The 25,135-nt window shown below is 59.0% G+C and carries 12 protein-coding genes; 4 read left to right on the top strand and 8 right to left on the bottom strand.

What is annotated here, in order from left to right:
* Window positions 1-10 precede the first annotated feature (10 nt).
* The 5 genes from PATSB16_RS04545 to PATSB16_RS04520 form a co-directional block, all read right to left on the bottom strand.
* Entirely contained in the window at window positions 11-820 is an 810-nt protein-coding gene (locus tag PATSB16_RS04545) for an energy transducer TonB (protein ID WP_237170296.1), read from the bottom strand.
* A complete protein-coding gene (locus PATSB16_RS04540; RefSeq protein ID WP_237170295.1) occupies window positions 810-3,218 on the bottom strand; it encodes a TonB-dependent siderophore receptor in 2,409 nt (802 codons plus the stop codon). The genes PATSB16_RS04545 and PATSB16_RS04540 overlap by 11 nt, the downstream gene beginning before the upstream one ends.
* 380 nt (window positions 3,219-3,598) lie before the next feature.
* The gene (locus PATSB16_RS04535; RefSeq protein ID WP_206093685.1) at window positions 3,599-4,060 is read right to left on the bottom strand and encodes an Lrp/AsnC family transcriptional regulator; all 462 of its coding nucleotides are present in this window, start codon (window positions 4,058-4,060) and stop codon (window positions 3,599-3,601) included.
* A 481-nt stretch (window positions 4,061-4,541) separates the two neighbouring features.
* On the bottom strand, window positions 4,542-7,217 hold the full coding sequence (gene pepN, locus PATSB16_RS04525) for an aminopeptidase N (protein ID WP_047212828.1): 2,676 nt from the start codon (window positions 7,215-7,217) through the stop codon (window positions 4,542-4,544).
* A 177-nt stretch (window positions 7,218-7,394) separates the two neighbouring features.
* Window positions 7,395-9,209, bottom strand: a complete 1,815-nt coding sequence (locus tag PATSB16_RS04520) for an aminopeptidase P family protein (protein ID WP_047212827.1) — start codon at window positions 9,207-9,209, stop codon at window positions 7,395-7,397.
* Window positions 9,210-9,749: 540 nt separating this feature from the next.
* Between PATSB16_RS04520 and PATSB16_RS04515 the strand changes: the two genes are divergently transcribed.
* From PATSB16_RS04515 to PATSB16_RS04505, 3 genes are all read left to right on the top strand, one after another.
* A complete protein-coding gene (locus PATSB16_RS04515) occupies window positions 9,750-10,328 on the top strand; it encodes a sigma-70 family RNA polymerase sigma factor (protein WP_083566662.1) in 579 nt (192 codons plus the stop codon).
* Window positions 10,329-10,332: 4 nt separating this feature from the next.
* Window positions 10,333-11,280, top strand: coding sequence for a FecR family protein (locus PATSB16_RS04510; RefSeq protein WP_047212826.1), 948 nt, complete (start codon window positions 10,333-10,335; stop codon window positions 11,278-11,280).
* Between the two features lie 206 nt (window positions 11,281-11,486).
* The gene (locus tag PATSB16_RS04505) at window positions 11,487-12,935 is read left to right on the top strand and encodes an aminotransferase-like domain-containing protein (protein ID WP_047216260.1); all 1,449 of its coding nucleotides are present in this window, start codon (window positions 11,487-11,489) and stop codon (window positions 12,933-12,935) included.
* Here the strand turns inward: PATSB16_RS04505 and PATSB16_RS04500 are convergent, their stop codons facing one another.
* Both PATSB16_RS04500 and trxA read right to left on the bottom strand, forming a co-directional pair.
* Window positions 12,936-13,826, bottom strand: coding sequence for a hypothetical protein (locus PATSB16_RS04500; RefSeq protein WP_047212825.1), 891 nt, complete (start codon window positions 13,824-13,826; stop codon window positions 12,936-12,938).
* A 3-nt stretch (window positions 13,827-13,829) separates the two neighbouring features.
* Entirely contained in the window at window positions 13,830-14,162 is a 333-nt protein-coding gene (gene trxA / locus PATSB16_RS04495; RefSeq protein WP_047212824.1) for a thioredoxin, read from the bottom strand.
* 622 nt (window positions 14,163-14,784) lie between these two features.
* On the opposite strand from trxA, the gene PATSB16_RS04490 reads away from it, so the two are divergent.
* Window positions 14,785-15,888 (top strand): saccharopine dehydrogenase family protein, encoded by a 1,104-nt coding sequence (locus PATSB16_RS04490; RefSeq protein WP_047212823.1) that lies wholly within the window; start codon window positions 14,785-14,787, stop codon window positions 15,886-15,888.
* Between the two features lie 144 nt (window positions 15,889-16,032).
* Here the strand turns inward: PATSB16_RS04490 and PATSB16_RS04485 are convergent, their stop codons facing one another.
* A complete protein-coding gene (locus PATSB16_RS04485; RefSeq protein WP_047212822.1) occupies window positions 16,033-24,546 on the bottom strand; it encodes a DUF4781 domain-containing protein in 8,514 nt (2,837 codons plus the stop codon).
* Window positions 24,547-25,135 lie beyond the last annotated feature (589 nt).

Here is a 25,135-nt window from a genome sequence, read left to right as displayed (position 1 = left end):
CGATTGCTGCTTAATCGTTAAGACGGAATGCGATAGCCTGCAACGCCTGAACCTGACGCGGTAAGCCACCATCCACATAGGGATGACACTGCCCCACACGCAAAGCGTCGACCGCTGCGGCGTCCAGCAACGGAAACCCGCTGCTCTTTGAGACTGCGGCGGCAACTACGTGTCCATTGGCGCCAATAGTGACTTTGAGTACGACGACACCCTCCTGATCGAGCCGTTTCGACTTCCGTGGGTAGACGGGCTGCGGAATCTGGCAGTCAAGCTGTTTAAGCTCGTTAAAACTGATCGTCTTGGTCGCGAGCATCGGTTGATTGCTGGTGGGGTTTCCAGCTCGCTGCGGCACTGCGGGCGCTGGTGTGGGCGCTTGCGCTGTGGGTTGCGGGGCTGGCACGGGTTGAGGCTTCGCGACCGGTTGCGGTACGGGCGCCTGAACTGTGCGAGTCGACGGAGCCTGTGTTACCAGTTTTGGCGGCTCCTTCACTTTTGTTATCTTGGGCGGCACAGGCTTGACCACTTTCTTCTCAACGGGCTTTTTGACAGGGGGAACCGGTTTGGGCGGTGCGGGCTTCGGGGTTGGCGTGCGCCTGACAAGCGTCACCGCAACCGATCGGCTGCCCGAAGTCGATCCAGCCGAACTGAGCGTGACTTCCGATGATTGATAAACCAACCAATAGATGCCCAGCAAATGCAGGACGATAACTGCTATCACAATCGCCCAAATCCCTCTTCTTACACCACGGGGATTTATTGGGCCGTTGCCTCGCGCAGTGACGCTTTTGGCCGCGGAAGCAGTCATCACATTAGAAGTCATACGTCCCCGTCAGCATCACGGTACGCGACGGCCCCATTGGAATGAATGTCGAGTTAACAGAGCTGTAATAGAGATTTCGATTGAAGATGTTTTTGACCGAGAGATTCAGGCCATACTTCTTTTTCCGGTAGAAGAGGCCGACATCGGTTTCAAGCTGGCTCGGCAGGTTATAAAGCCCTTGGTTTCCAACCGACTGATCACTCGCGAAGAAAAGCCCGAGACCAACCCCAAAGCCGCGCAGATTTGGCGATTGGAAGTTATAGGTTGCCCACATGCTGGCCGTATTCCTGGGCAAATTAACCTTCAGGGCGGGGTTATAGTCCTGCCGATAGTTGTTATAAGCGTATTGTGCGGTAACGTTCAGGCCCGGCAACACTTGCCCTTGCACTTCGATCTCGGCGCCTCTGCTCACAGCCCCACCGGCGGGAAGGGAAAAGCCACGATGGACCGGATCAGAGACATTCTGGTTCGAATAACCAATCCGATAAACCGAGGTCGTTACGAAAAGGCGGTCATTGAGCAGATTGAATTTGAAACCCGCCTCAACCTGTTTGCTACGTTGCGGCGGCAAAAGGGCACCGGTAAACGTGGTTGCGGTACCAGGCACGAATCCGCCGTTATAGCTGACATAAGCCGCCACATCTGAGGTCAATTGATACATCACCCCCAAACTCGGACTGACCGCCCTCTGGTGACTGCCAGGATACGGCGGCATACCAGTGACTAGTGCATCGGTTAAGTTGTTATCCTGACGCAACGACCCGAGAATGTGAAAGCGGCCATAGTTTGCCTGTTCCTGCAGATACAGGCCGACATTTGTCGTCTCGCCCCGAATATCGTTGTACAGCGAATCATTGAGTGGTGGCACTTCGGCCGGCACAAAGACATTGGGGATCGTGAAAATATTGAAGTCGTTCGTGTCAAACTGCGTGTAGCGATATCTTGAATAATCCATTCCAACCAACGTGGTGGACTTGAACCGGCCAACGCTTGTCTTGACACGCAAGTAATTCTGCATGCTCAAGTTGTAGTAGATTGATCTAGAGTAGAAACCCAAAAGCGTGAGGCTGTTTGAGTTGCTAATTGGCGTTACAGAGGCCCATCCGTCCTGCAGTTGATCAGAGCGACTGTACGCGGCATGACTGACAAAGGCCACATACTGCCCAAATTTTTGCTCCAACTTGGCTTCCACTTCATCGGTTTTGACGGGGAAAGCGTCTTCTTTGCTACCCAGCGGATAGCCAAGATAGCCTGGAATAAAACCGCCTTTGGCAAAGCCAACCGTATATTGGGGAAACGGCTGTCTTGCTACCGTTCGACTATAGCCAATCGTGAAATCCGTTGAGCTATCTTTCCACTGCAACGTCGGCGCAAAATAGAAATCGCGTCTGCCGTCGTATCCCATCGCCGTTTGGCCTGCTTTGTCGCCGGAAACAATGAAGCGGTAGCGCAGCTTTTTGTCTTGGGTAATTGCGCCCGTGCTGTCAAATGCCAGTTGCTGGTACCCATACATGCCGACACCCGCCTGTATTTCGTGAAATGGCTTTGCTTGCGGCATCTTCTTAACAATATTGATCACGCCCCCCGGGGGGGCGTCCCCGGCTAGAATTGCTGACGGCCCCTTAACCACTTCCACGCTGGCAATAGCAATCGATGGTGTCAGAGTCGGCCCCGCGTCGATGCTCTGCGTGCTAAGGCCATTAGACATGACAGGAGCACCTGCATAACCTCGCACGTTGTAAGAAGGCACTCCATACGGCCCTGGCCGGGTCACAACCCCCGACGCGTTACGCAGGATCTCCGACAGACTTGTGTCAGACTGACTCTGAATAACAGCGGCGTTGATGACGGACACCGACTTCGGCGTCTCGCTCAAGGGAGTATCGGTACGGGTGAATGTGCTGGATGAGTCTGCGACAAAGCCGGTTCCCCCAGAGTCACGCTGCGCTGCCACGCTAATGAGCGGCAGCTCAGCTTCCGGCAGTGCTGCCGATGATGCAGGCTTTTTCGTCGGCTTTGCAGATTTCACTTTGGCTTGTGAGCTACGCCGAAGCGTCAACTGTCCGCCAGCGGTCGTAACCAGTTCCAACCCCGTGCCTTGGAGCGCTTGTTCAATAGCCCCCACTGGCGAGAATTTTCCGTTGACTGGAGAAGACTGAAGAGAGTTGACCAGCGTCGGGTCATACGAAATCAGGACGCCACTTTTCTTCGCAATCAACAGCAACGTCTGATCAAGCGGCGCCCGCTGAAGATGATATTCCTGCGGCGGCTGGGGATTTTGCGCATAAGCGGCGTTGGCAAGCAGGCATTGTGCCGCCGCAATGGCTAATGCAATGGCCGTGGGGCGGAACATCCGGCAAGATTTTGAAATCACTCTCATTTTGATGTTATCTCTCATGTTATCTGGCGTAAAACAGGGATTTAAAATTACTTTCTATTTCTCATAAATAGCTAGAATTATTTCTCGCACCCATTCAGCCTATTTTTCGTAAAATTTAACAAGCCTCGCTCCATTCTGGTGCCCCTCCTTCTCAGCGTTAGTGCCAACTTCTCGCCGCTTCCGCGCTCAAAAATTTTTTGTGCATTCACATTCATTCGCTCAAGGCGATACCCTAGAAATTCTTGTGCGCAACGCAGTAATCAATGGAAATTCTATAGACCGTTTAACGGATTTTTTTTTTAAATCGACGATGTCATAAGAGCAATATGGAAATGTGATTTCATGCAATGCCTCGCAAATGGAATGGGTTTTCGCATTTCATTTCCCTAGGGCGAACCCTAATCCGAATAAGTCAGTGGCAGTGCCGTCGTCGACTTGAGCACCTCCATCGAAAAGCTTGAGCTCACGTCATGCAATTCCACTGTTCCGATAAGGCGCTTATAGACTTTGTCGTAGGCACCGATATTGGGCACGACCACTTTGAGCAGGTAGTCGATGTGCCCGCTCATCCGGTATGCCTCCACGATTTCCGGGATCGACTCAATCGCGTTGCGAAAAGATTTCAACCAGGCGGCGTTATGCTGCGTTGTCTTGATCTCGACCAGCACCGTCACATCGACATTGAGTTTTTCGGGGTCGAGCAGGACGACACGACGCTTGATCACGCCCTCTTGCTCCAATTTCTGGATGCGACGCCAGCACGGTGTGGTCGACAGACTCACGCGCTCGGCAATGTCCGCAACTGCGCAGGTGCTATCTTCCTGGAGAATTTCTAAAATTCGTTTGTCCGTTCGGTCGATCACGTTTTCCCTCGAAAAATTGTGAGGATTCATTGCTTCTGGATATCGCGGCCGCGACGCTTATATGAGATATGTGCGACGAGAGCGCAAAAGTGACACCACGACATGCGATTTTTTTTTGCGGTACCCTTGCGCTGCTAGGCGAAAGTCAAAGCCCTGGCGTCAAACGCTGGAAAAATGGAATCTCGGCCTGGGGCCATGCCGGCCAAGATTCCGGGGAGACGCAGGAAAAGTCGGATGCCGCGCCGAGCGGCGCTCAAGTCGACGACCATGACCGCCGCATTGCGCGGCGATAATATAAAAGGGTGATCAATTCCTAGCGTTGACTAGCACACCGCCAAGGACCGCCGCCCGGTGCTGGCATTCGCCATGCCCCTCAACCTTCAGGTGCCATTTTGGTCTGCGCATACATGCATACGTAGACCGTGGGCACGACACGGTGAGTTGTCATCCGTGTCGGTGATGATTCAGCCTATCCGGTTTAAGCGTCGATAGAGAGGGCTTTGCTAACGATTTCGGTGGTATTGCGCGACAGCGGCAACTGATTCAATCGGGACAACGCTGCGGTCATTTTCTCGCGCAGTGCCGGCGTATACTTTCTCCATCCTTCGAGCTTGCGCGCAAGTTGCGCTGCCATCTGCGGATTGATTGCATCGAGCTCCGCCACGAGTTCTTGCCAGAGTTCATACCCTGCCCCATCCGAGGCGTGAAATTGACTTGGGTTTCCGTCGCAGAAGCTAAAGATCAGACTCCGCATCCGGTTGGGATTTTTGAGTGTGAACGACGGGTGCCCCATCAATTTCCGAATATGGTGGACAAGCGCTCCCCCGTCGGGTGCGCCAGGCCGTAGCGCTTGCAGCATGAACCATTTGTCGACGACAAGTGGCTCCCTCTCGAACCGTAGGTAGAAGCCGTCCAGCAGTTCGTCAGCGGAAGAATTCCATCCGATCGTTCCAGCAAAAAGCGCTCCAATGCGATCCGTTATATTGGTCGCATCAGCATACTGAGCGCGGACAAGAGCCTCTCCAGCCGGACTACCGATCTCGGCAAGATAGCGAAGGGCTAGGTTTTTCAGTGCACGGGCGCCGCCCGGTTGACTCGTCGACGTATCAGCCGCCATCGCCGCGGCGCTGTGGTAGATATCGAGCCACAGCTCGCTCAGTGTCGTGGCCAATGTTCGAGACAAAAATTTATGCGCGGCCCGGACTGCGGCAGGATCGGCTGCCGTCGTAAGCTCGACCAGATAGCTCTCCGACGGCAACGTCAGTATCAATTCGAGCAATTTCGGGGACTGGGATTGGCCACGGAGCACCTTGGCTACCGCGTCAACGACATTGGGTGTGATTTCAAGCGGCTCGCCCCGCTTGGCGCACCCAGCCAGACGCAGCAACTCCCTGCAAAACAGCTTTTGACCTGCTTCCCAGCGATTAAAAGCGTCACTATCGTGACTCAACAGAAACGCCAATTGCTCATCTGAATAGTCATAGTCGACGGAAACGGGCGCGGAAAAACCGCGAAGTAACGATGGCAAACAGCCGGGGGCTACGCCAACGAAGGTGAATTGCTGTGTTTCCTCGCTCAGCTCGAGCACCCTGGTTGTCCCTCCCGGATTGGCCTCACCCTCCAGCCACAGCGGTACGTCGCAGCCGTCCGCCCCCACCAGCCCAAAGGCAAATGGAATATGAAATGGTCGCGGTGCCAGGCCGGTTCCAGTAACGCAGTGCGCGTAATGCTGGCGTAGGTTGAGAGTAAATCGACGCGATGGCTCGTCATAATGCGTATCAACGCTCACCCGAGGGGTTCTGGCCTGGTCATACCAGCGTTCAAACTGCGTTAAATCACGATTATTCGCGTCCGCCATTGCCATACGGAAATCATCACAGGTCACCGCGCATCCATCGTGACGATCGAAATACAACTTCATACCCGAGCGGAAGCCGTCTCGACCCAGGAGCGTCTGATACATGCGCACAACTTCGGCTCCCTTGTCGTAAACAGTCGGCGTATAGAAATTGTTAATTTCAGCATATGCCTCGGGCCTCACCGGGTGCGCCATAGGACTGGCATCTTCAGCGAATTGGGCGCGACGCAGAGCCCGCACCGAGGCAATTCGCTCCGCTGAGCGGCCGGCGGGATCGCCTGACATGTCGGCACTGAACTCTTGATCGCGAAAGACCGTAAGCCCCTCCTTCAGGCTAAGTTGAAACCAGTCTCGGCACGTGACGCGATTCCCTGTCCAGTTGTGGAAGTATTCATGGCCAACGATCGATTCGATCCGCTCGTAATCCGCGTCAGTAGCAGTATCGGGATCCGCAAGCAGGAACTTTGCGTTGAACACATTCAACCCCTTGTTCTCCATCGCCCCCATATTGAAATCAGTCGCCGCTACAATCATGAACCGCTCCAGGTCGAGCTCGAGCCCAAAGCGATGCTCATCCCAGCGGATTGCATTGATCAAGGATGCCATCGCGTGGCCAGTGCGAGGCAAATCACGCGGCTCACTCCATATCTGCAAGAGCTTTTCCTTACCGGACGCGGTCGTAATCCGTTCCTCTCTGGCAACAAATTTACCGGCGACAATTGCAAAGAGATAGCTTGGCTTTCGGAAGGGATCTTCCCACACTGCGTAATGTCGGCCATTGTCCAGGGAGCCACTCGCCGTGAGGTTGCCATTCGAGAGAAGTACCGGGAATGTCGTTCTATCCGCTCTCAACGTAACAGTGTAGGTCGCCATAACGTCTGGACGATCCAGGAAGTACGTGATGCGCCTAAACCCCTCGGGCTCACACTGCGTAAACAACCCACCCGCGGAGGCATATAAGCCCGTGAGCGACGAATTGGCCACCGGTGAACAGGCGGTTTCGATTTCCAGGTCAAAGACGTCCGGTACACCCTCGATCGTCAGATGGTGGCGAGACACGATCGCGCTGGTTGCCGCCTCACCGTCGATACGAGTCGACAGAAGTTCGAGTCCCTCACCGTCCAAGATCAATGGCCTGTCCTTCGGCGTTTCGGGCGCGCGGCGCACTGCCATGCGGCTCTTCACTAGCGTGCGATCCAATGCCAAGTCGAAAGTCAAGACGACATCATGAATGAGAAAATCGGGGCGGGCATAATCGCTGCGCTGTATCACGGCAACTTCTGTTCTGTTTTGCATCTCAGGAAAAATAAGATTGGTTCTCGGAATATTGATGGGTCGACGCAAACGAGATGCCGATTGAACGTACCAATCGCTGTGAATTCATTCGAGCCTCATCCTGCGTCTCGGGCTCGCCCAGCGAATCGGTAACCGTTGTTCACCGGATGCACCCCGTTCACTGCTCAAGTTCAATTTTCAAATCGGGGTTGTGCGAGACTCAAGCCATGCCCGGGCATCTCCAGAAACCATCGGTGAGACTCTCTCAAGCACCATCTTGTGGTACGCATTCAGCCACAGGCGGTCTTCGTCACTGAGCAAATTCACGGCAATGCAGCGCGTGTCTATTGGACATAAAGTCAGAGTCTCGAATTCGAGAAAATCTCCGAACTCGGTCTGGTTTGCGGTTCGGGTCAACGCCAGGTTTTCGATACGAATACCCCATTTTCCGGGACGATAGACGCCCGGCTCGATGGACGTCACCATGCCCTCTTCCATCGCGGTCCAGGCGTCCGCAGGCGCCTTATATGAGATCGATTGCGGACCTTCATGGACATTCAGAAAATAGCCGACGCCGTGCCCGGTGCCATGGCCGTAGTCCAGTCCCGCGTTCCATATAGGCGCACGAGCGATGGCATCAAGCATCGGCGATCGAATACCACGCGGGAAGCGGGCGCGCGCGAGCGCAATCACACCCTTGAGCACCACCGTAAAGTCGTGTCGATGTGCATCACTGATGTCGCCAACGGGGACGACACGCGTCACATCGGTCGTTCCATCAAGGTATTGGCCGCCGGAGTCAATGAGCAGCAATCCGTTACCTTCAATCAGCGAGTGCGATGCGGGTGTCGCGCGATAATGGGGCATTGCTCCGTTCGGCCCAAACGCCGCGATAGTTGCAAAGCTCGGCCCGACAAACCCCTGACGACGCTCCCTCGCTGCGGTTATCCGTTCGTCAATGGTTAGCTCCGTGATTCGTTCGCGCCCCTGTGCACCTTCAAACCAAGCGAAGAACGCAGCAAGTGCCGCGCCATCACGCGCCATTGTTGCGCGTATGTGCTCGATCTCGGCTTGCGTTTTGCGGGATTTGAGCAGAGTCGATGGGTTCACTGCCTCGATGATTCGCACCGATGCCGGGGCCGACCGCACGATGCCCTGTGCAGTACGGCGCGGATCGATCAGGAGTGCCTGAGCGGCCGGCAGCGCCGCGAGCGCGGCCGATATCTTGTCGTAGGATTCGATCCGAATGCCATCGGACGCCAGCGATTCAGCCAGCTTTTGCGAGATTTTTTTGTCGACCACAAAGAGCGACGCGCAGTCAAGGCCGAGCAACATATGCGCGACGAACACGGGGTTGTACTCGACGTCCGCACCCCGCAGATTCAGCAGCCAGGCGATATCGTCAAGCGCGGAAATCAAATGCCACTGCGCCTCCCGCATCCGCATCGCTTCGCGAATCCGTAAAATTTTCTCACGGCGAGACACGCACGCATATGGGGCGCCGTGTTCATAAATTCGATGGGTCGATAGCGGCGGACGTTGCTGCCAAATGGAATCCAGCAAATCCAGATCGACTCGCAGTCTGATGCCGCGCCGGGATAGTGAGTCACTCATTGCACGCGAGGTCAGTACACTCAACACGGCGCCATCGACGCCGACCGACCCGCCGCAAGGAATGTGCTTTGCGAGCCAATCGACATAGGGAGCGCTTGCCGCCCCATTCTCGGCCCGCATCATTTCAATACCGGTACCTGTCAGTTGTGCCTGAGCCTGTACCCAGTAGCGGCTGTCGACCCACAACCCAGCGCATTCGGCCGTCACCACGAGCGAACCGACAGACCCCGTAAATCCCGACAGCCATTGCCTGCCCTGCCAATGCTCGGGGAGATACTCCGATAGATGCGGGTCGCTTGACGGGACCACATAGGCATCGAGACCCACGTCGACCATAGCAGCTCGCAAACGACGGAGCCGATCGGGGATGGTTGTATCGTCATGAAAACAGCGATTCATAATTTTTGCTTTCTACTGGGCACAAACCGGACTTATCTCGATTTTTCACACCGGTGCTTAAGCTCCGCGTCGACGGCACTGCACACTGAACCAAGCGAACATGCGATGCGGTCTGACAATCAGTAGGCTAGCAAAGGGTCCTCAGAATATTTTGCTAAATTGATGCGCAAACCACGCGGCAAAGAGAAACCTGTTCCTTGACTTACGCCCAATAAGCCGAAGGCTTCGCCCATCGCACCCCACGTACACCAAAGTCATCGCACCAAATGTGGCGTCGACGTCCCCCGTGACGCAAAGTCTCGATCTGTTGCATGATGGTGATTACGTAGATGTATTTTCCAATCACACCTTACGGGAAACTCCCTAGGTGATGCCGGCGGATTCAGTAGATTTTTTCTAGTACCATTCATAGGTGAAGCACTGAATTGCCGTTTAGCGGCGCGCGTCGAAAATATCAACTCCTGTGCCCCGTTATTGGGCAATTTCAGGCGCACAAAAACTGTGCCTTGTCGGGAGCGTTACGTACCAGGTTGGAGAAAAATGCGTGGGACGAGTCCTGATTCATTCGCGTTGACGTCCTCCCCGACGTCTGAGCGAGCCTCCTCGCTTCCTTCCGACGCCGGTGAACTCGCCTTTCGACACGACTTCCTTGCAGCCGAATTTGCACGAAGCTACCGCTGGCTTCGACAATATCTGCGTCGTCACGTCAACTCTCCCGCGGATGCGGAAGACGTAGCGTCGTCAAGCTTCGTCGAGTTGGCGGCAATGCCGGATCTTCGGGGCGTACGGGAGCCCCGTGCGCTTCTCACCACGATTTCACGTCGTGTGCTATTCGATCTTTGGCGACGGCGCGACCTCGAAGCCGCCTATCTTGCCGCGCTCGCCGCCGCCGACGAACCCACCACGCCGTCGCCGGAAGCACTGCTGGAAGTCGTTCAGACATTAAATCACATCGATAAATTGCTTCGGGGGCTGCCCAAAAGGGCTAGGCAGGCGTTTCTGTATAGCCAACTCGACGGTATGACATATAACGAGATCGCGGACCTGCTCGGTGTGTCCGCGAGTATGGTTCGAAAGTATATTTCCAAGGCACTGGAAAAATGCTACTTATGCGCTTGACATCATGTCTGACAGGGACAATTTGAAGGACCCGATCAAGGCAGCAATTGCTTGGGAAGTACGTCTCCGATCAGGCGAGGCCACAACGGAAGATTTCTCGCGCTTTGACGCTTGGCGTTCGGCAAGTCATGCCAACGCCAACGCGTGGAATTCGCTGCAGGCCAAACTCAGGCCCTTTCAAGCACTGGCCACTCAGGCCCCGGCAGCAGGACGCGAAGCGCTCCTGGCGGTTGGCCGCGAACGACGCAATATGCTCAAGCTCGGCCTCAAGGGAACGCTGGGCCTCGCCGTTTGCGGTGTAGTCAGTTATCGAGTCGTTCACGAACTGGGCTATGACGCCCAGTTTCGCACCGGTACTGCCGAGCGTCGCACGGTGGCTTTGACGCCAAACATTCATGCTCTGCTCGATGCGGACACCACCGTCTACACTGACTCACGCCCGCACGACAATCGCTGGCGCCTCCACTCCGGCCGGATGCTTGTCAGTGCATCAAACAGCGCGCGATTTGCAATTGCCTCCAAGCACGGTGCGATTCATACACAGAATGCGCGCTTCAGCATAGGCGTCTTCGATTTGCATACCGTTGTTGCCATGGAATCCGGGCAAGGCAAGCTGACATTAAAGGATGGCACAGTACAACCCATCGCGAAAGGCGAGGTCGTAGGGTTTTCCAGCGACAGCATTCAGCGCAGAAAGGAGGCCGTTGCGAGTGCGCTTGCGTGGACATCCGGTTTGCACGTCGCGTCCAACGAATCCGTGGGAGACTTGATCGCCGTATTACGCCGCTACCATCATGGCTTGATCGAGGTTTCCAGCACGGCGGCGCGACGCCGCGTGAGCGGCGTGTTCAGTCTAAATCATCCGAATGAAGCCCTGCGGCAGTTGGCCGAGTCGCTTTCGCTGAAGATCGATTCGTATGGCAATTTTCTCGTGGTCGTAAGGAACAGCTAAATAGCGCAAGCGAATAGACAAGAAAAATATACTCATAACCATCATTGCAATGGCATTGAATTTCAAAATTTCTCGAAATTCGACGATACCCCCCCACGGATGACGTCTGGGCATTGCCGCCCGGCGGATCATCGCCGACAATCGCACTCGCGATCAATATATGCCGTCCGATGAAACCTTCAACGCCGTTGGTGGAGACCTTCGCATTGAGCAAGCGAGAGCTCGATGCTGTGGCTATTGCAGACCCAAAGACGGGGCTTGTCGACCGTATCTTCCTGCTAGTGCGTACCGCCATCCAGTCGAAGCAACTGGGGCCGGGCCAGAGGTTGCCATCCATTCGTGATGTCGCTCGAGCTTGCGATGTGAGCCGCGACACTGCAACCCGCGCCTATGACAAATTGGTGGCTCACGGGTATCTGATCACGCGACCCGGCGCGGGGTTTTATGTCAGGGGCCAGGACGTTCCGGACAAGCGCACCGGCGTAGCGGATCAATCTCGTGGCGACGCAGCGCTTCCTATGCCGGAGGACTGGCGCCAGCGCCTACTCGACCCACGCACAGTGCTGGCGGGGAACCTTGGCGGCGGCAACTTGCCGGTTGCGTGGATCAACGAACCTCAATTGTCGAACGCATTACGTAGCGTTGCACGCGGCAAGCTGAACTGGATGATGGAATATGAAGATCAGCAAGGTTACCTGCCATTAAGACAGCAACTCCACTTGAAATTGGGAGCTTTTGGAGTAGCGGTAGACCCCAAACAGATCATGACGACAATAGGCGGAACGGATGCACTGAACCTGGTTGTCATGAGTTATCTACGCACGCCCGGCGAAGCGGTTTTGGTGGATGATCCCGCATCCTTCCTTTTGATAGATCGGCTGTTGGCATCCGGCCTCAATATTATTGGGGTGCCACGCCTGCATGATGGCCCCGATGTGGAAGCACTGCGTCTGGCTTGCGAGCACCACCGGCCAAGACTGTTCTTCTGCAATACGCTGCTCCACAATCCGACCTCGACCAGCCTCGAGCCGCACAAGGCATTTCAAGTACTGCAGATAGCCCAGGAATTCGATCTCACTATTGTCGAGGACGATACCTATGGTGACCTGCTGCCAGCCAACACTGCCCCTCACCTAACACGACTTGCGACACTCGACCAACTACGTCGCGTCATTTACATAGGTAGCTTTTCAAAAATCCTCGGCGTAGGTCTTAGGGTGGGATATATTGCGGCATCAGCACAATCCATTGAATGGCTCCTTCGGTACAAGTCGGTTAGTCGCGCTACGAACGGCAGTCTCGGCGAACGTACCGTTTATCGATTGCTGTCGGAAGGCACCTATCGGCACCATTGCGAACAACTGCGCGCGCGGCTCAACTCTTCCCGCGTCCATGCGCTAGAAAAGCTATGCGATCTCGATATCGCGGTGACGTCCAATCCTTACCCCGGCATGTACCTATGGGGTCGACTCCCGGGTGAATTGGACGCCTTGTGCGTCGCCGAGCGAATGCTTGAGGCAGGCTATCTTACGGCGCCAGGTCGCCTGTTCTCTCAATCCCAAGCATGCCGTTCATATATGCGCTTCAATATTGCCGCATGCGAAAACGAGACCGCGTTTCGCATGCTTGCAGCAACGATTAGTCGAAGTCGCTAACTACTGCTTTTTTGATGCCGCCCCCAGCACGTTCGATAGTGCGATCCTTCCAAGCTCGGCCCCGATGCAACGCGCGTCCCGTTCAATTGCGATGCGACGACGCAGCCGCGCCTCCTCTTCAGGGAATTCATCGGCGTAATGGTCGAACACGGTACGCTTGTTTTCCGGATTGTCCTTAAGGAAGCGTTTAAACATATCGTCCAAGCGCATTTTAGTATGAGCCTCATCGGCCTCCGTCCATCCAAACTCAACAACGGCACGAATACTGCGGGCACGGGAAAATTGGCGCAGAGTGTCAACCCCGACTGATGGCGACGTCCGCGCGTCCCACATCGCCGCCTCCACGACGCCCGCCAATGCCGCAACCTCTGACCCCTCTGGCAGATTGTTGGTCAACTCGACCGCCGACTTGCGCATCGCGCGCCACTGCGTGGCATCGGGTTGGTCACCGCCAATTACCCCATGATGAAGTTCGACCAAAGCGCGATAGATCTGCCCCAACACCTTGTCCTGCTCCAATTGCACGAGGCGCTCGTCAACGTCGGCGAGGAGAGAGATTATAAATTTGCTGCCAGCCTGCCCAAGATCCACGCCAACCGGAATTGCCTTGAGTAATTCCAGCCCGGCTTTGCATGCCTCCTGCGGCGCCACATCGCGAGAAGTCAGTCCAGACGCTATTTCATCGATCACAAGCGCCAGCCACTTGGGCAACCCCAACGAATCGGTCCAGATCAACAGGTCGACGCTCTCTATCGCGCATCCCACAACACTGCCGTCCCCGTCCGACCAAGCAAGCGGCGTCGGTTTCATATGCCCGGCGGTCCAATGCTTTTCGGCGCGCAGCAGCATCGTATTCTTCACGTCGATGTTGTCTTGAAACGAACTTGTCATCGGTCACCCCTCAAGATTGGCTTCGATGAACGCGACAAGACGCGTTTTCGATTGCGTGCCAACAAGCCTGGCGCGCTCGCTTCCATTGACGAACAGCAACAATGACGGCAGACCGCGAACCCCAAGGCGTTCCATTTGTTGCTTGTTTTCGTCCGCATTGATCTTGGCAACACGCAAGCCATCGCCGAAATCCTCCGCCACCTCGGCGAGCAACGGCGCAAGCATTTTGCATGGACCACACCAATCTGCCCAAAAATCGACCAGAACAGGAACCGATGACTTCGTCACGTCAACCTCAAACGAAGCATCCGTGACGGTTAAAATTTTATCGGACACGAATAAATCTCCTTAAAGTAGCAGCGAAGCCACCGCACGGAGCTCAAGAAAATTGCCCTTGAGCCGGTTGCTCGCCAGATGACACCGTAAGGGATTACTCGCGTAATAATCGGGACACGGCCAAATATTGCGCCCCCGTCTGTCATGAAATTTTTGTCAGGACAGTTGATGGGGGATGATGATCACGGCGATCGCTGAAAATCAAGCGGTTCGCGATGTACCCGCACGGAGCGCACGAAGTGCCACACCCGCGTGGCGTGTTAACGGTGACATGCACGCTAATGATCCCCTCCACTTTCCTTGGCGATCTTCCGCCAGATGCCCGTCGGACAATCAACATACCGGCTGTCGCCTATCACCCGATTCGGAATGGCAGACCGGCGGCATATTGCGAGCGTTGACGGAGCCGCCCGGGCGCAGCGCAAGTAGGTTGCGGCGGCGCGGCTCCGTCAACGCGAGGGAAATGCCTTTATCTTCAGTATTTGACGAATCGTCTAATATTCTCGACGAAATGACATAAAAATAGTTGATATCGTCAATATTGAACTACGATTCATCAGTCTCTTTTCTTACACTAAGGCGAGCGATTAATCGCTGAACTAACCAAGAAAAGGATCACAAGATGAATATTGCCCTGCTAGGTGCCGGTCATATCGGCCAAACTATCGCCCGACTGCTGAATGCGTCGGGTGACTATCGCGTTACGATCATGGACCGGGACCGCCATGCGCTCGAAGTCGCCGCAAATGCAACAGCAAACGCGTGCGCAACGCGCCCGCTGGCGCTCGAAAACCCGACGATTCTGCGCGAGGCTCTATCCGGGCAGGATGCGGTAGTCAACGCGTTGCCATACTCATTAGCGATTCATGCTGCAACCCAAGCGGCGGCGGCAGGATGTCATTACTTCGATCTCACGGAAGACGTCGCCGCCACTCAAGCCATTATTCGCCTGGCGGAGGGTGCGCGGACGGCGTTCATGCCGCAATGCGGACTGGCGCCGGGTTTTATCTCGATAGCGGCCCATCATGTGGCTGCCGGCTTCGACTCGGTGCGCGACCTGAAATTGCGTGTCGGCGCGCTGCCCGCCTTCCCCTCCAACGCGCTCAAATACAATTTGACGTGGAGCGTCGACGGCCTAATCAACGAGTACTGCCATCCGTGTGACGCCATACGCGATAACCGCCGCATCCCCGTATTGCCCATGGAAGGGTTGGAGCATTTTTCGCTCGACGGCGTCGAATATGAGGCCTTCAACACCTCGGGTGGCCTGGGTACGTTATGCGCCACCCTCGAGGGAAAAGTCGAAAACCTCGATTACAAGTCGGTACGCTATCCGGGACATCGCGCCTTGATGAGCATGCTGCTCGATGAATTGCAGCTCAAATCTGATCCGGATAATTTGAAAACAATCTTTCGCCGCTCAGTACCGACCACACTGCAAGACGTCGTCCTGGTGGTGGTAATTGCCAGCGGGATGCGCAACGGTGTACTAGCGCAAGAGGTACTGGCACGCAAAATCTTCGCCGAGCGCACCGATGGGCATACGCACAGCGCTATCCAAATCACCACGGCCGCAGGCATTTGTGCCGCACTCGATCTGTTCCGCACCGGCAAGCTGCCGAAGCGCGGTTTCATTCGTCAGGAGCAGATCAATCTACCTGATTTTCTCGCTAATCGATTCGGACGTGCCTACGCGCAGTCAACTCATATCGAGTCGATTTCCTGAGCCCATAACAGCAGGAGGTAACAGCCATTAATGGCGACTGGGAAGGGTGGCGGTCTGAAGGCCAATCGACGATCCGCTCCCGACGCTGCACCTGTTCATTTGTCGGGCGACACCGCAGAGTCACTCTCCCCCAAGTCCAGCTGCTCAAACGACCGCCGGGGTGAAGCGATACCAATTGCCGTCTCCGGTCATATTGACCGCCTGGTCTTCGCCGAGGCTCAGCGCAAAGTCAGGTGCGAGCACCTCCGTGCCAAGGATGTCGGCCAGCTGTTGCGCGTAGGCCTGCGGCCCGCCGGACCCCGCATAGTCGGACGCCAGCAGAATTGGCCGGCGCGGCAGACTGCCCCCGTCGAGATTGATGTCCTGCGCCAGCCGATCCGGAGAAAGCTCGTCACCGTTCTGGTCAAACACGATCCCGGCGTCTACGCCAAGCGCCTGCACCGTGTAGTAAGCATCGGGCCCGCCCGGCACCGGCAAGCGCGCGGGAATCCAGCTGGGCAAATAGCTCAGGTTTGGGCTGGACAGCGGCGCGTCGCGCCATGGCACGTCGACGCGCAGCGGCAGCATGCCTGGCGTGCCCGCGTTGCGCAGTTGGGCCACCAGCGACAGGCTCCCATGTTTATCGGTCGTGAACCGGAACTGCTCGACATCCAGCCCCCAGGCGCCCAATGCGCGCGTGAGCGAGATCGCCAGGGGTGTTTGTGCCGGATCGGTACCGTTCGCGAACGCGTTCTTCGTCGCCTTGTTGACAATGCCCTCGAATACGATCTGCCCACCTGGCGCCGGCGTGAGATTGAAATGATCCAGCAGCGACACCAGTAAGCGGCTGCCGCCGCCCTTCGGCAAATGACCGCGATAGAACGAAAGAATGTTGGTCACGCGGGCCCAATCGTCGGACCTCCCGCCTTCGCGCGCATCCACGTCGATATAGAGATCGACATCCTTATCCGCACGCGTAAACGCCGTAAACGTCGAGTCCTCGGTTCGGGCGGTGTACTCCAATCCCAGGCGCGCCCGCTCCCGCGGATCGAACGGCATCGCCCAGCCGGGGGTATCGGCGGCCGTTACATTGACGGAGCGCACGGGATCCAGCGGTCCCGGCCCGCCGCTGTGTGCCGCCTGGTTCAATTGCGCGACGAACGCCTGCGCCGTATCCTCCGATACGCCGACATCGAGCAGCGCGTTCGTCATCCTGACCGGGTCAAGCGCGCTGACGGCGGCTTGTGTGCCCGTCGGCGACCCCGCCGAACCCGCCGAATCGCCCTTCACCACCGGCAGCGACGGATAGAAGCGCGAGAAGCGCAGATCTCCGGTGTCGATGATCGAATACTGCTGCTCACGCCAGGACGCCAACTCCGCTCCGTTCTGCCATTCCTCCCGCGGCGCAACGCGCACGTCGACCGTATAACCGCCTTCGTCCTGCAGCAGATAATACATAACCGGGCTGTTCGCCGCGATGGTGTGGAAGCCCGCATCGACCGGCGTGCCGCGCATCAGCGGGTATAGCTGATGCAGGGAATCGGTGACCCGCTGAATGAGCGGCGCCAGTATCAATTGGCCGCCACCTTCGTCAATCTGCGCGCCCGGTCCGCACGAATAGAACAGGATTGGCGTCTTGCCGTCCCAACCCGCGCCGATGATCAGCGCCGCTTCGGCCTCTGGCGTCAAGGTCTGTTGCGGGTCTCTGTAGATGAACTCGTTCGGGCTCGCGTGCTGACTGACGACGAAATAACCCGGTGGCGCCGGCAGCTGCAACGGGTTGGGGTTGCCCGATCGATCGCGGCCGACCATCCAGTTCTCCGTAAACGTATCGAGAGTGACGTACACCGGGAGATCCGGCTCGCGGCGGGGATAGCTCGCGAGCTGCGTGCGGCCAACGCCGGCCGGTGCGTTGATGGCGTCGATACCATTGCCGCGAATCAGCGGCTTGCCCGCCTCGAAGTTGCCGGGATACGCAACCGCCACGTTGCCCTCGTAATCGTCCATGAAGCTTGCCACCCAGCGATTCCGAGCGGTATCGCGGTATGCGGTCGCAACGGTCCGGCCCGAGTCGTCGACGATCGCAATGGTGGGGGTCGATTGGCTTCCAATCGTATTTACGCCGTATTGCCCACCGTTTGATCCGGGTTGCTGTGATGCATCGATCGCACGAGCGAGCGCATCGATGTTGTGGAAGTGTTCGATGTTGCCCGCTTGGTCGTGGAGCAGATGCGCCGAATCGCCATGACCGCTCGCGCCCCCGACCGCGTAGTGTGTGCCCGCGAGCCGCCCGCCGCTGTTGAGCAACCCCGTAATAAGCTCGTCCATCACGGCGCCGTTGTGGCGCACGTCATCCGGCACGAGCCAACCGCCGGTCGCCGGATCGATCTCGACCGGCGGCTGCGTGCGCGAGCGCCCCTCGAACGGATAAGCGAAGCTGATCGGCTTCGCGTAACCGGGGTTGACGTCGATCTGGTCCGGGGCCAGCGACAATCCACCTGGCCGAATTGTCGCGATCACGCCTTGCGGCGGCACCTCGCCGCTCACGTCCACTGCGCTGCTGTCGACAATTGCAATGCCGTCCGACACATTGGCGGCCGAGCGTGCTTCATCCAGCGAACCATAGGACGAGCTCAAACCGTGCTGCGCCGGGTCGAGATCATCCGGTGCGAACACGCCGTATGTCGCCCCCTCGATGCGGCCATACGAACGCAGCACGGCCGAGATGACCGTCGCCAGCGCCAGCGGATCGGCGCGGGTCTCGGCGGGAATCTCATAGCCTCGCATCGGCGGCTTGCCTGACGGCACCACCGCCTGACCGCGCGGCGGCTCATGCGCGCCCCCGCTGCCCGGCCCCAGCGACATTGGAATCGCTATGGCGCCCGCCGGCGGGTCGGTCAAACCGGTGCCGGGTTCGTCGGCCTTGACAACCGGCAGCGACGGATAGAAGCGCGAGAAGCGCAGATTCCCGGTGCCGATGATCGACACCTGCTGCTGATCGAGCCAGGACGCCACGGCCGGCGAGTTTTGCCAAGCTTCCTGCGACGCGACGTGAACGTCCACCGTGTAGGGAGCGACGTTCGCGCTGGATAGCAAATCAACACCAACCAGACTATTCGCCGCGATGGTGTGAAAGCCTTCATCGACGGGCTTGCCGCGCATCAGCGGATACAACTGCTGCAGCGCATCGGTGACCCGCTGGATGACTGGCGTCGGAATCAGATGGCCGCCGCCTGCGTCGATCTGCGTGCTCGGCGCGCATGAATAGAACAGGATCGGCGCTTTGCCGTCCCACCCCGCGCCGATGATCAGCGCCGCTTCGGCTTCAGGCTCCAACACGCCTCCCGAGCGGCTGACGAATCCCATCGGGTTCGAATGCTGCTCGACGATGAAATAGCCCGGCGGAGCGGGTAGCAATGACGCGCGGGGATTGCCCGACGCGTCGCTGCCGGATAACCGGTTCTGCTGATCTGTATTGGCGCTGAAGAGCACCGAGAGATCGGCCGCGCGGCGTGGATAGCTCACGAGTTGCGTGGGGCCCTCTCCGGTCAGCGCGTTGATGGCGTCGACGCCATCACCGCGAATCAGCGGCTTGCCCGCTTCGAAATTGTCGGGGTACGCGACCGATACGTTTCCCGTGTAGTCGCTCAGGAAGGTCGCCAGCCAGCGGCCCTTGGCCGGATCGCGGTACAGCGTCGCGACCACCCGGCCGGAGTCGTCGACGATCGCAGCGAGGCGCGGCCGATATCCGTTGTTGTTTGCGTCGCCTTGCCCAGCGTTCGGGCCGTGTTGCTGTGACGTATCGATCGCGCGCGCGAGTGCATCGAAGTTGCGGAAGTGCTCAACTTCGTCCGCCTGCTCACCAATCGCAAGCGCCGGATCGATGCCGCCATTCTGGCTGAACAGCGCATAGTGCGTGCCCGCGAGCCGCCCGCCGCTATTCAGCAGTCCGGTAACGAACTCGTTCATCAGCGGGCCGTGCTGACGCACGTCGTCAGGTACGAGCCAGCCGCCCGTGGCCGGGTCGATCTCAACCGGGGGTGGCGCGCTCGCGCGCCCCGCCGACGGATACGAGAAGCGAATCGGCTTCACGTAACCTGGGTTGATACCGATCTGCTTCGGGCCCGGCGAGAGTCCTCCCGCCCCGATCGTCGCGATTACGTCGTGAGACAGCACCGCACCATTCTGGCCTACCGCACTGCCATCGACCATCGCGACGCCATAGGACGGCGACGCATTCGCGACCATGCGCGCGTCGGCCAGCGAGCCGTAGCGCGTCGGCGGGAGCGCATTGCGGCTGGCCAGATCGATCTCTTCGAGCAGTTTGTCGGCCTGCATCGCGGTTTGCGAGGCATTGGATGAATTCAGACCGCGCTGCGCCGGATCGAGATCATGCGGGAACACCACGTAAGTCGCCCCATTGATGCGGCCATGGGTGCGCAGCACAATCGACATGACCGTCGCCAGCGCGAGTGGATTGGCCCGCGTTGCAGCGGGGATTTCATAGCTGCCCGGCGGCGGCGCGGCCATGCTGGAGACCTGGGCCGCCAAGCCGCGCGCCGTCTCGTCCGAAACGCCGACGCTGCGCAATGCCGGGTACAGTTCGACAGGATCGATTCCGGCGATCGCCTGCAGCGTGGCCGGCGACGGATACTGATCCAGCACGCCGGAATGCAGCGGGTTGGCCAGGTCCATCAAGCCTTGCCGCCAGTTGTCCTCGGGTGTCACCGCAAGCGAGGGATTCAGCTCATACGCCGCTGGCGCCGCGCCCTGCCCGCCCCCCGCCGCCGCCCGCTTCCCCGGTGGCAGCGTTAGTAAGGCATCCTGCGCATTGAGCGCATTCGGCTTGACGAAGCTGTGCAACCCTCCTTGATTGCCCTGCGCCCCATCCCTCCCGCCGATGCCAGCGACCGCGTCCTGCCCCTGGGCGCTTTGCTGCCCCTGCCCGCTCTGGTTCTGTTCTCCTTGATTCCCCAGCTTGGCCAGCGCGTTGCCGGCCAGCCCCACCGCCGCGGCTTGGGTGAGCGCCTCGTCCCCCGGCGGCGCGAATGCCTCGCCCGGCGCGCCCACCGCAGGCACCGTCGCGGCATTCGGATTGCTCGCCGCCAGCGCGTTGCGCTGCGACACGATGGTCTTGTCCACTGCGAAAGGCACCAGGTTCAGCGCCATCTGCGCGGCCTGCCACCACTTCTGCCCGCCCGAGAGCGCCCCCCAGTTCTGCATCAGCGAGGCGCCCTGCTTGACCGACATGTACCCGCCTCCGGCCATCGCCGGCAGATTCGTCAGCCGCGCCGCGCCCTCCCAGCTCCGCGCGCTCGCCCTGACCGCTTCCACCGCCGCCGGATCGGCCCCCGCCTGTTCCATGCCGTTCGCCAGCGCCACCACCCGTGCACCCTTGAACGCGAGCCCGCTGGCGCCCATCGCCACCAGGCTCACCGTTCCCATCATCCAGTCCTGCGTGGCCTTGCCTCCCGCAAACGGGTTGATCGCCTGCCCGTGCTCGCCCAGGTTGGCCAGGTCGTCGAACGAGCGGTACGCCCCCCAACCCATGCCCGCCGCCGTCACGCCCAGCAGCGAGGCCCCCGCGATCGAGCCCACGCCGGTAAACATCAGTCCCACGCCGGCCGCCACGGTGGCGACCGTGGCGATGCCGTCCACCACGCTTTCCACTTCTTGACCAAAGCTCGTCTTGTGCGAAGCCACGTCGGTATAGCTCGCGCCGGCACCGCCGCTGGCGCCGGGGCTGCCGCCCGGGCTGTAGCTCGCCAGTTCGATACCCGCCCCCGGTGCCGTGTTGCCGTTCTTGAGCCACGTGGGCACATACAGCTTGCCCCCCGCCAGCGCGTTGTTGTGCTGATAGTCGTTCAGATCGTCGTACCGCCACCCCCGGTCGTCGATCAGTTTGGTGTGACCGTCGCGGTCTTTTTCGCTAAAGAGCGCCGAGGGGCTCGCTCCGACCCCGTTGGACGCGTAGAACGTGGGGATCAGGCTCACCGTGAGCACTGGTCCGGTGCCGCCCGCGCTGCTCTGGCCGGGCAGGCTCACGCCAGCGGTCTTCTGCAGCTCCTTGGCGATCGGGTTCACGATCTGCTGCAATTTTGGGTTGTGCGCGTACAGGTTTTCGCCCTGGTACGTCCCGATGCTGATCTGGTGCAGCAGCGCGCCTTCCGTGAGCGGCTTGCCATAGATGTCCACCGGCACCGCGTGCCGCCCGTCCAGCGTGCTCTGTGCGCTGAAGTTCACCAGCCCCGCGGCCGGGATCTGGTATTTTCCGGCGCTCAGCGCGTTGGCTATCTGCTGCGCGCCCATTGCCTTGCCCTGGTTGTCCGTGGGCGGCGTCACGTGCGCATACTGCCCGGTGGCCAGCAGTTTGGCCAGCTGCTGCGGGGTGAGCAACTGGGCCTGCCCGTCGAGCGGCAACGCATATTGCCCGTCCACGATCAGCTGCGCCCAAGCTTCATTGGAGACCGGCTTGCCCCCGCTTTGCGGCGCCGCATACCCGGCCTGCCTGAGCCACTGCGCGGTCATCAGCGGCGATTGCGCTTGCCCTTGCGCCTGGGCGTCGCTGCCCTTGGCCGTAGGCATCGCCACCGTGTCCGGCGACACGTTCAGCCCAGCCGCCAGGAAGTTGTTCAACTGCGTGCCATCCCTGAACTGCACCGGGGCGTTCCCGAAATTCTTCGCCACGTCGCCAAAGTAGGTCTGCAACGTCTGCGGCATTGCGTTCAGGAAGTTCTGGTAGCTTTGCTGCGCCGCCGCCGAGTTCTGTTTGCCCGCCGCGGCTTGGCTGCCTTGCTGGTACGCCTGGGTGAAGTTGTTGGCCGGTACGTTCCTGGCGTTGTAGATTTGCGCATTCAACGCATCCGACAGGTCAGTGCCAAAACCCCCGCTCATCGCGTCGCGCACGCTTTCAAACAACATCTCCCCGCTGCCTGCGCTGCCCTGGATGACATAGATGAGATTGCCGGATTTGCCCGTCGCGCTGGTGTTGCCTGCATCGAGCAGCCATCCGGCCATTCTGTTGGCCTCGGTATGGCTGGGGTCTTGCAGGTCTGCCGTTTGCACCGCCTGACTCAAACCTTTGTAGATGTTCTTGCCGCGCGTGGGGGACGGGATGCCGCTGTTGGACTGGAACCACTGGCCATTGAAGTTGTGCCGCAGGGTTTGCAGCGCCAGGGCGGCAAACTGCGGCGGCGCATTCTTCGTCATCTGCTGCAGCCACACGCCGACCTTGTCCGCGTTCATCGTCGCGTCGCTTTTCTGCGCCGGCGTCGCGTTATCCCCAGGGCTCTGAACCAGCGCCGCGTATTGGCTCTGGATGTAGCTCGCGCTGAATTTGGGCGCCCCGATGTTTTGCCACAGCGCGTCGGCTGCGCCCGGCAGCATCGTTTGATTCATGTTGACGGCCAGGACTTGCAGCGCCTTTTGGTCGTTGGCCGTGCTGCGCGTGCCGCTGGTCAGTGCGTTGACTTGCGCTTTGACGCTGTCGTAGCGCACCGCTTCGCCCGCCCCCAGAATGAGACCGATTTGCTGCTGCGTACCCTGGCTCGCGTGGGCCATCGCGTACTGCAGGTATTGCTGATTATGCAGTTGCGTCTGGTCGGTGGCGCTCAGGCGCGGATCGTTGGGGTTGACCGCCGTGGCATCGACCCCCGTCATTTTGTAGATCGCGTATTCCAGCGGGTCGCTCTGCGCCAGGTGCTTTTCCCACGGGTTGGCGATTTGGCTGGGGTCGATCCGCACCCCGCTCATCTGGATTTGCGCCACCGCGATCGGGTTGGTCTTGGCCAGTTGCTGTTCAGCCGGACTGAGCATCGGGTCACTCGGATCCAGCGTCGCCACGTAGTGCTGCAAGGTTTGCCTGGCCGAGACGACGCCGATTTGCCCGGCGACGGCCAGCGGCGGGGCGTTGTTGCCTTGCGAATAGATTTCGCCGTTGTGCGCCTGGCCAACGGCTTGTTCGGCTTGCGCCTGTTCGTCGGGGGTGATGCTGTTGCCGGCCGCGTCATTGCCTGCCTGCACTTGGCCGTATTCGCGCTTCGCTTCGGCGAGCGTCGCATTCACGTCGCCTGCGTCGGCACGGCGCGCTTCGATCGGCTTCTTGCCCAGCGCCGCCAGTGCCGCCTGCGCATTGTCCAGATGCAGTTTGGCTGCGCTCAGTGCTACCTCATGGGCCAACGCCTGTTTGAACGCTCCGATCGCCGTGCTGACCTGCGTCGACGTCGCCCCGGGCATGTTGCTCACAATCTCCACCCGGAATGCCGCTTCGCTGGTCGCGCGCGATGCCGCGCTTTGGCTCTGGACCTGCGTGACCGAATCGTCCACCACGGCGTCCAGCGTCGGGTCGTCTTTGCCGGTTGCCTTGATTTGCCTGGCTCGTGCGGCGATAGCCGCGTTCACGCTGCCCGTGTCACCCGGGTCCTTCGCCCCATCCGCGGCCAGCCTCAGTTGGTTTGACACCGAGCGTTGCACCGCCGACCAGTCCGCGTTGAATTTCTGGCCCGTCGGGTCGTTTTGCAGGAATGCGCTGAACTGGGCGTCAGTCATCCCGTTCGGGTATTGCTTCTGCAAAGCGGCCTGCACCGTCTTCGTATCGCCTTGCGCGATCGCCAGACGTCGCGCGGTCTCCGCGTCGGCCGCCAGCAGCGCTTGCTGAGGACTCTGACCGGGTGCGTTCACCTGCGACGTGGCGGGGACCGTCGGGTTGCCGCCGCCGTTGGGAGGGCCGCCAGAAGCGTTGGCATTACCCGGCGCATCCGCCCTGGTTGCAAGCGCAGATGGGTCGACGAGGCTTCCGTCCACGCTCGCTATGTACATGTTCCATCCCCTATGAATGACGCCGGCCATGCAGTTTCACTTGGCCACCCGCAGGCCACGGAGTCGCTGGGAATGCGTCTGGTATCGGCTACGAAATCCGCAGATGCCTCGGTTCGAGCAGCGTATGGCCCGATGGCTTCAGTGTCGAAGACGTTACGGGAGAAGATATCTGCGGGGACCGTTAGCGCGATACATTGTGCGGCGCGGCACGCCAACGCTCAATCCAACCTTCTCGTAGTCGACGATGCAGGCACTGGGGAAAACTTTGCAATCCTCGGTATTTTCGTAGGGGAGGAGCTATTCGGCTTGAAATATCGAGGCAATCCAATGTGGCAATACGCTTGGCAATGCCAGTGTCCACATTGCGGATGAACGGGGCCGGATCGTCTTTGCCATCATGGGCAACTACACCCCGGGCGCGACCTCTCAATCGGCGCCTACCGCGCACCCC

This window comes from Pandoraea thiooxydans, from assembly GCF_001931675.1.
GTDB lineage: Bacteria > Pseudomonadota > Gammaproteobacteria > Burkholderiales > Burkholderiaceae > Pandoraea > Pandoraea thiooxydans.
This window is presented reverse-complemented; position numbering and strand designations above follow the sequence as displayed.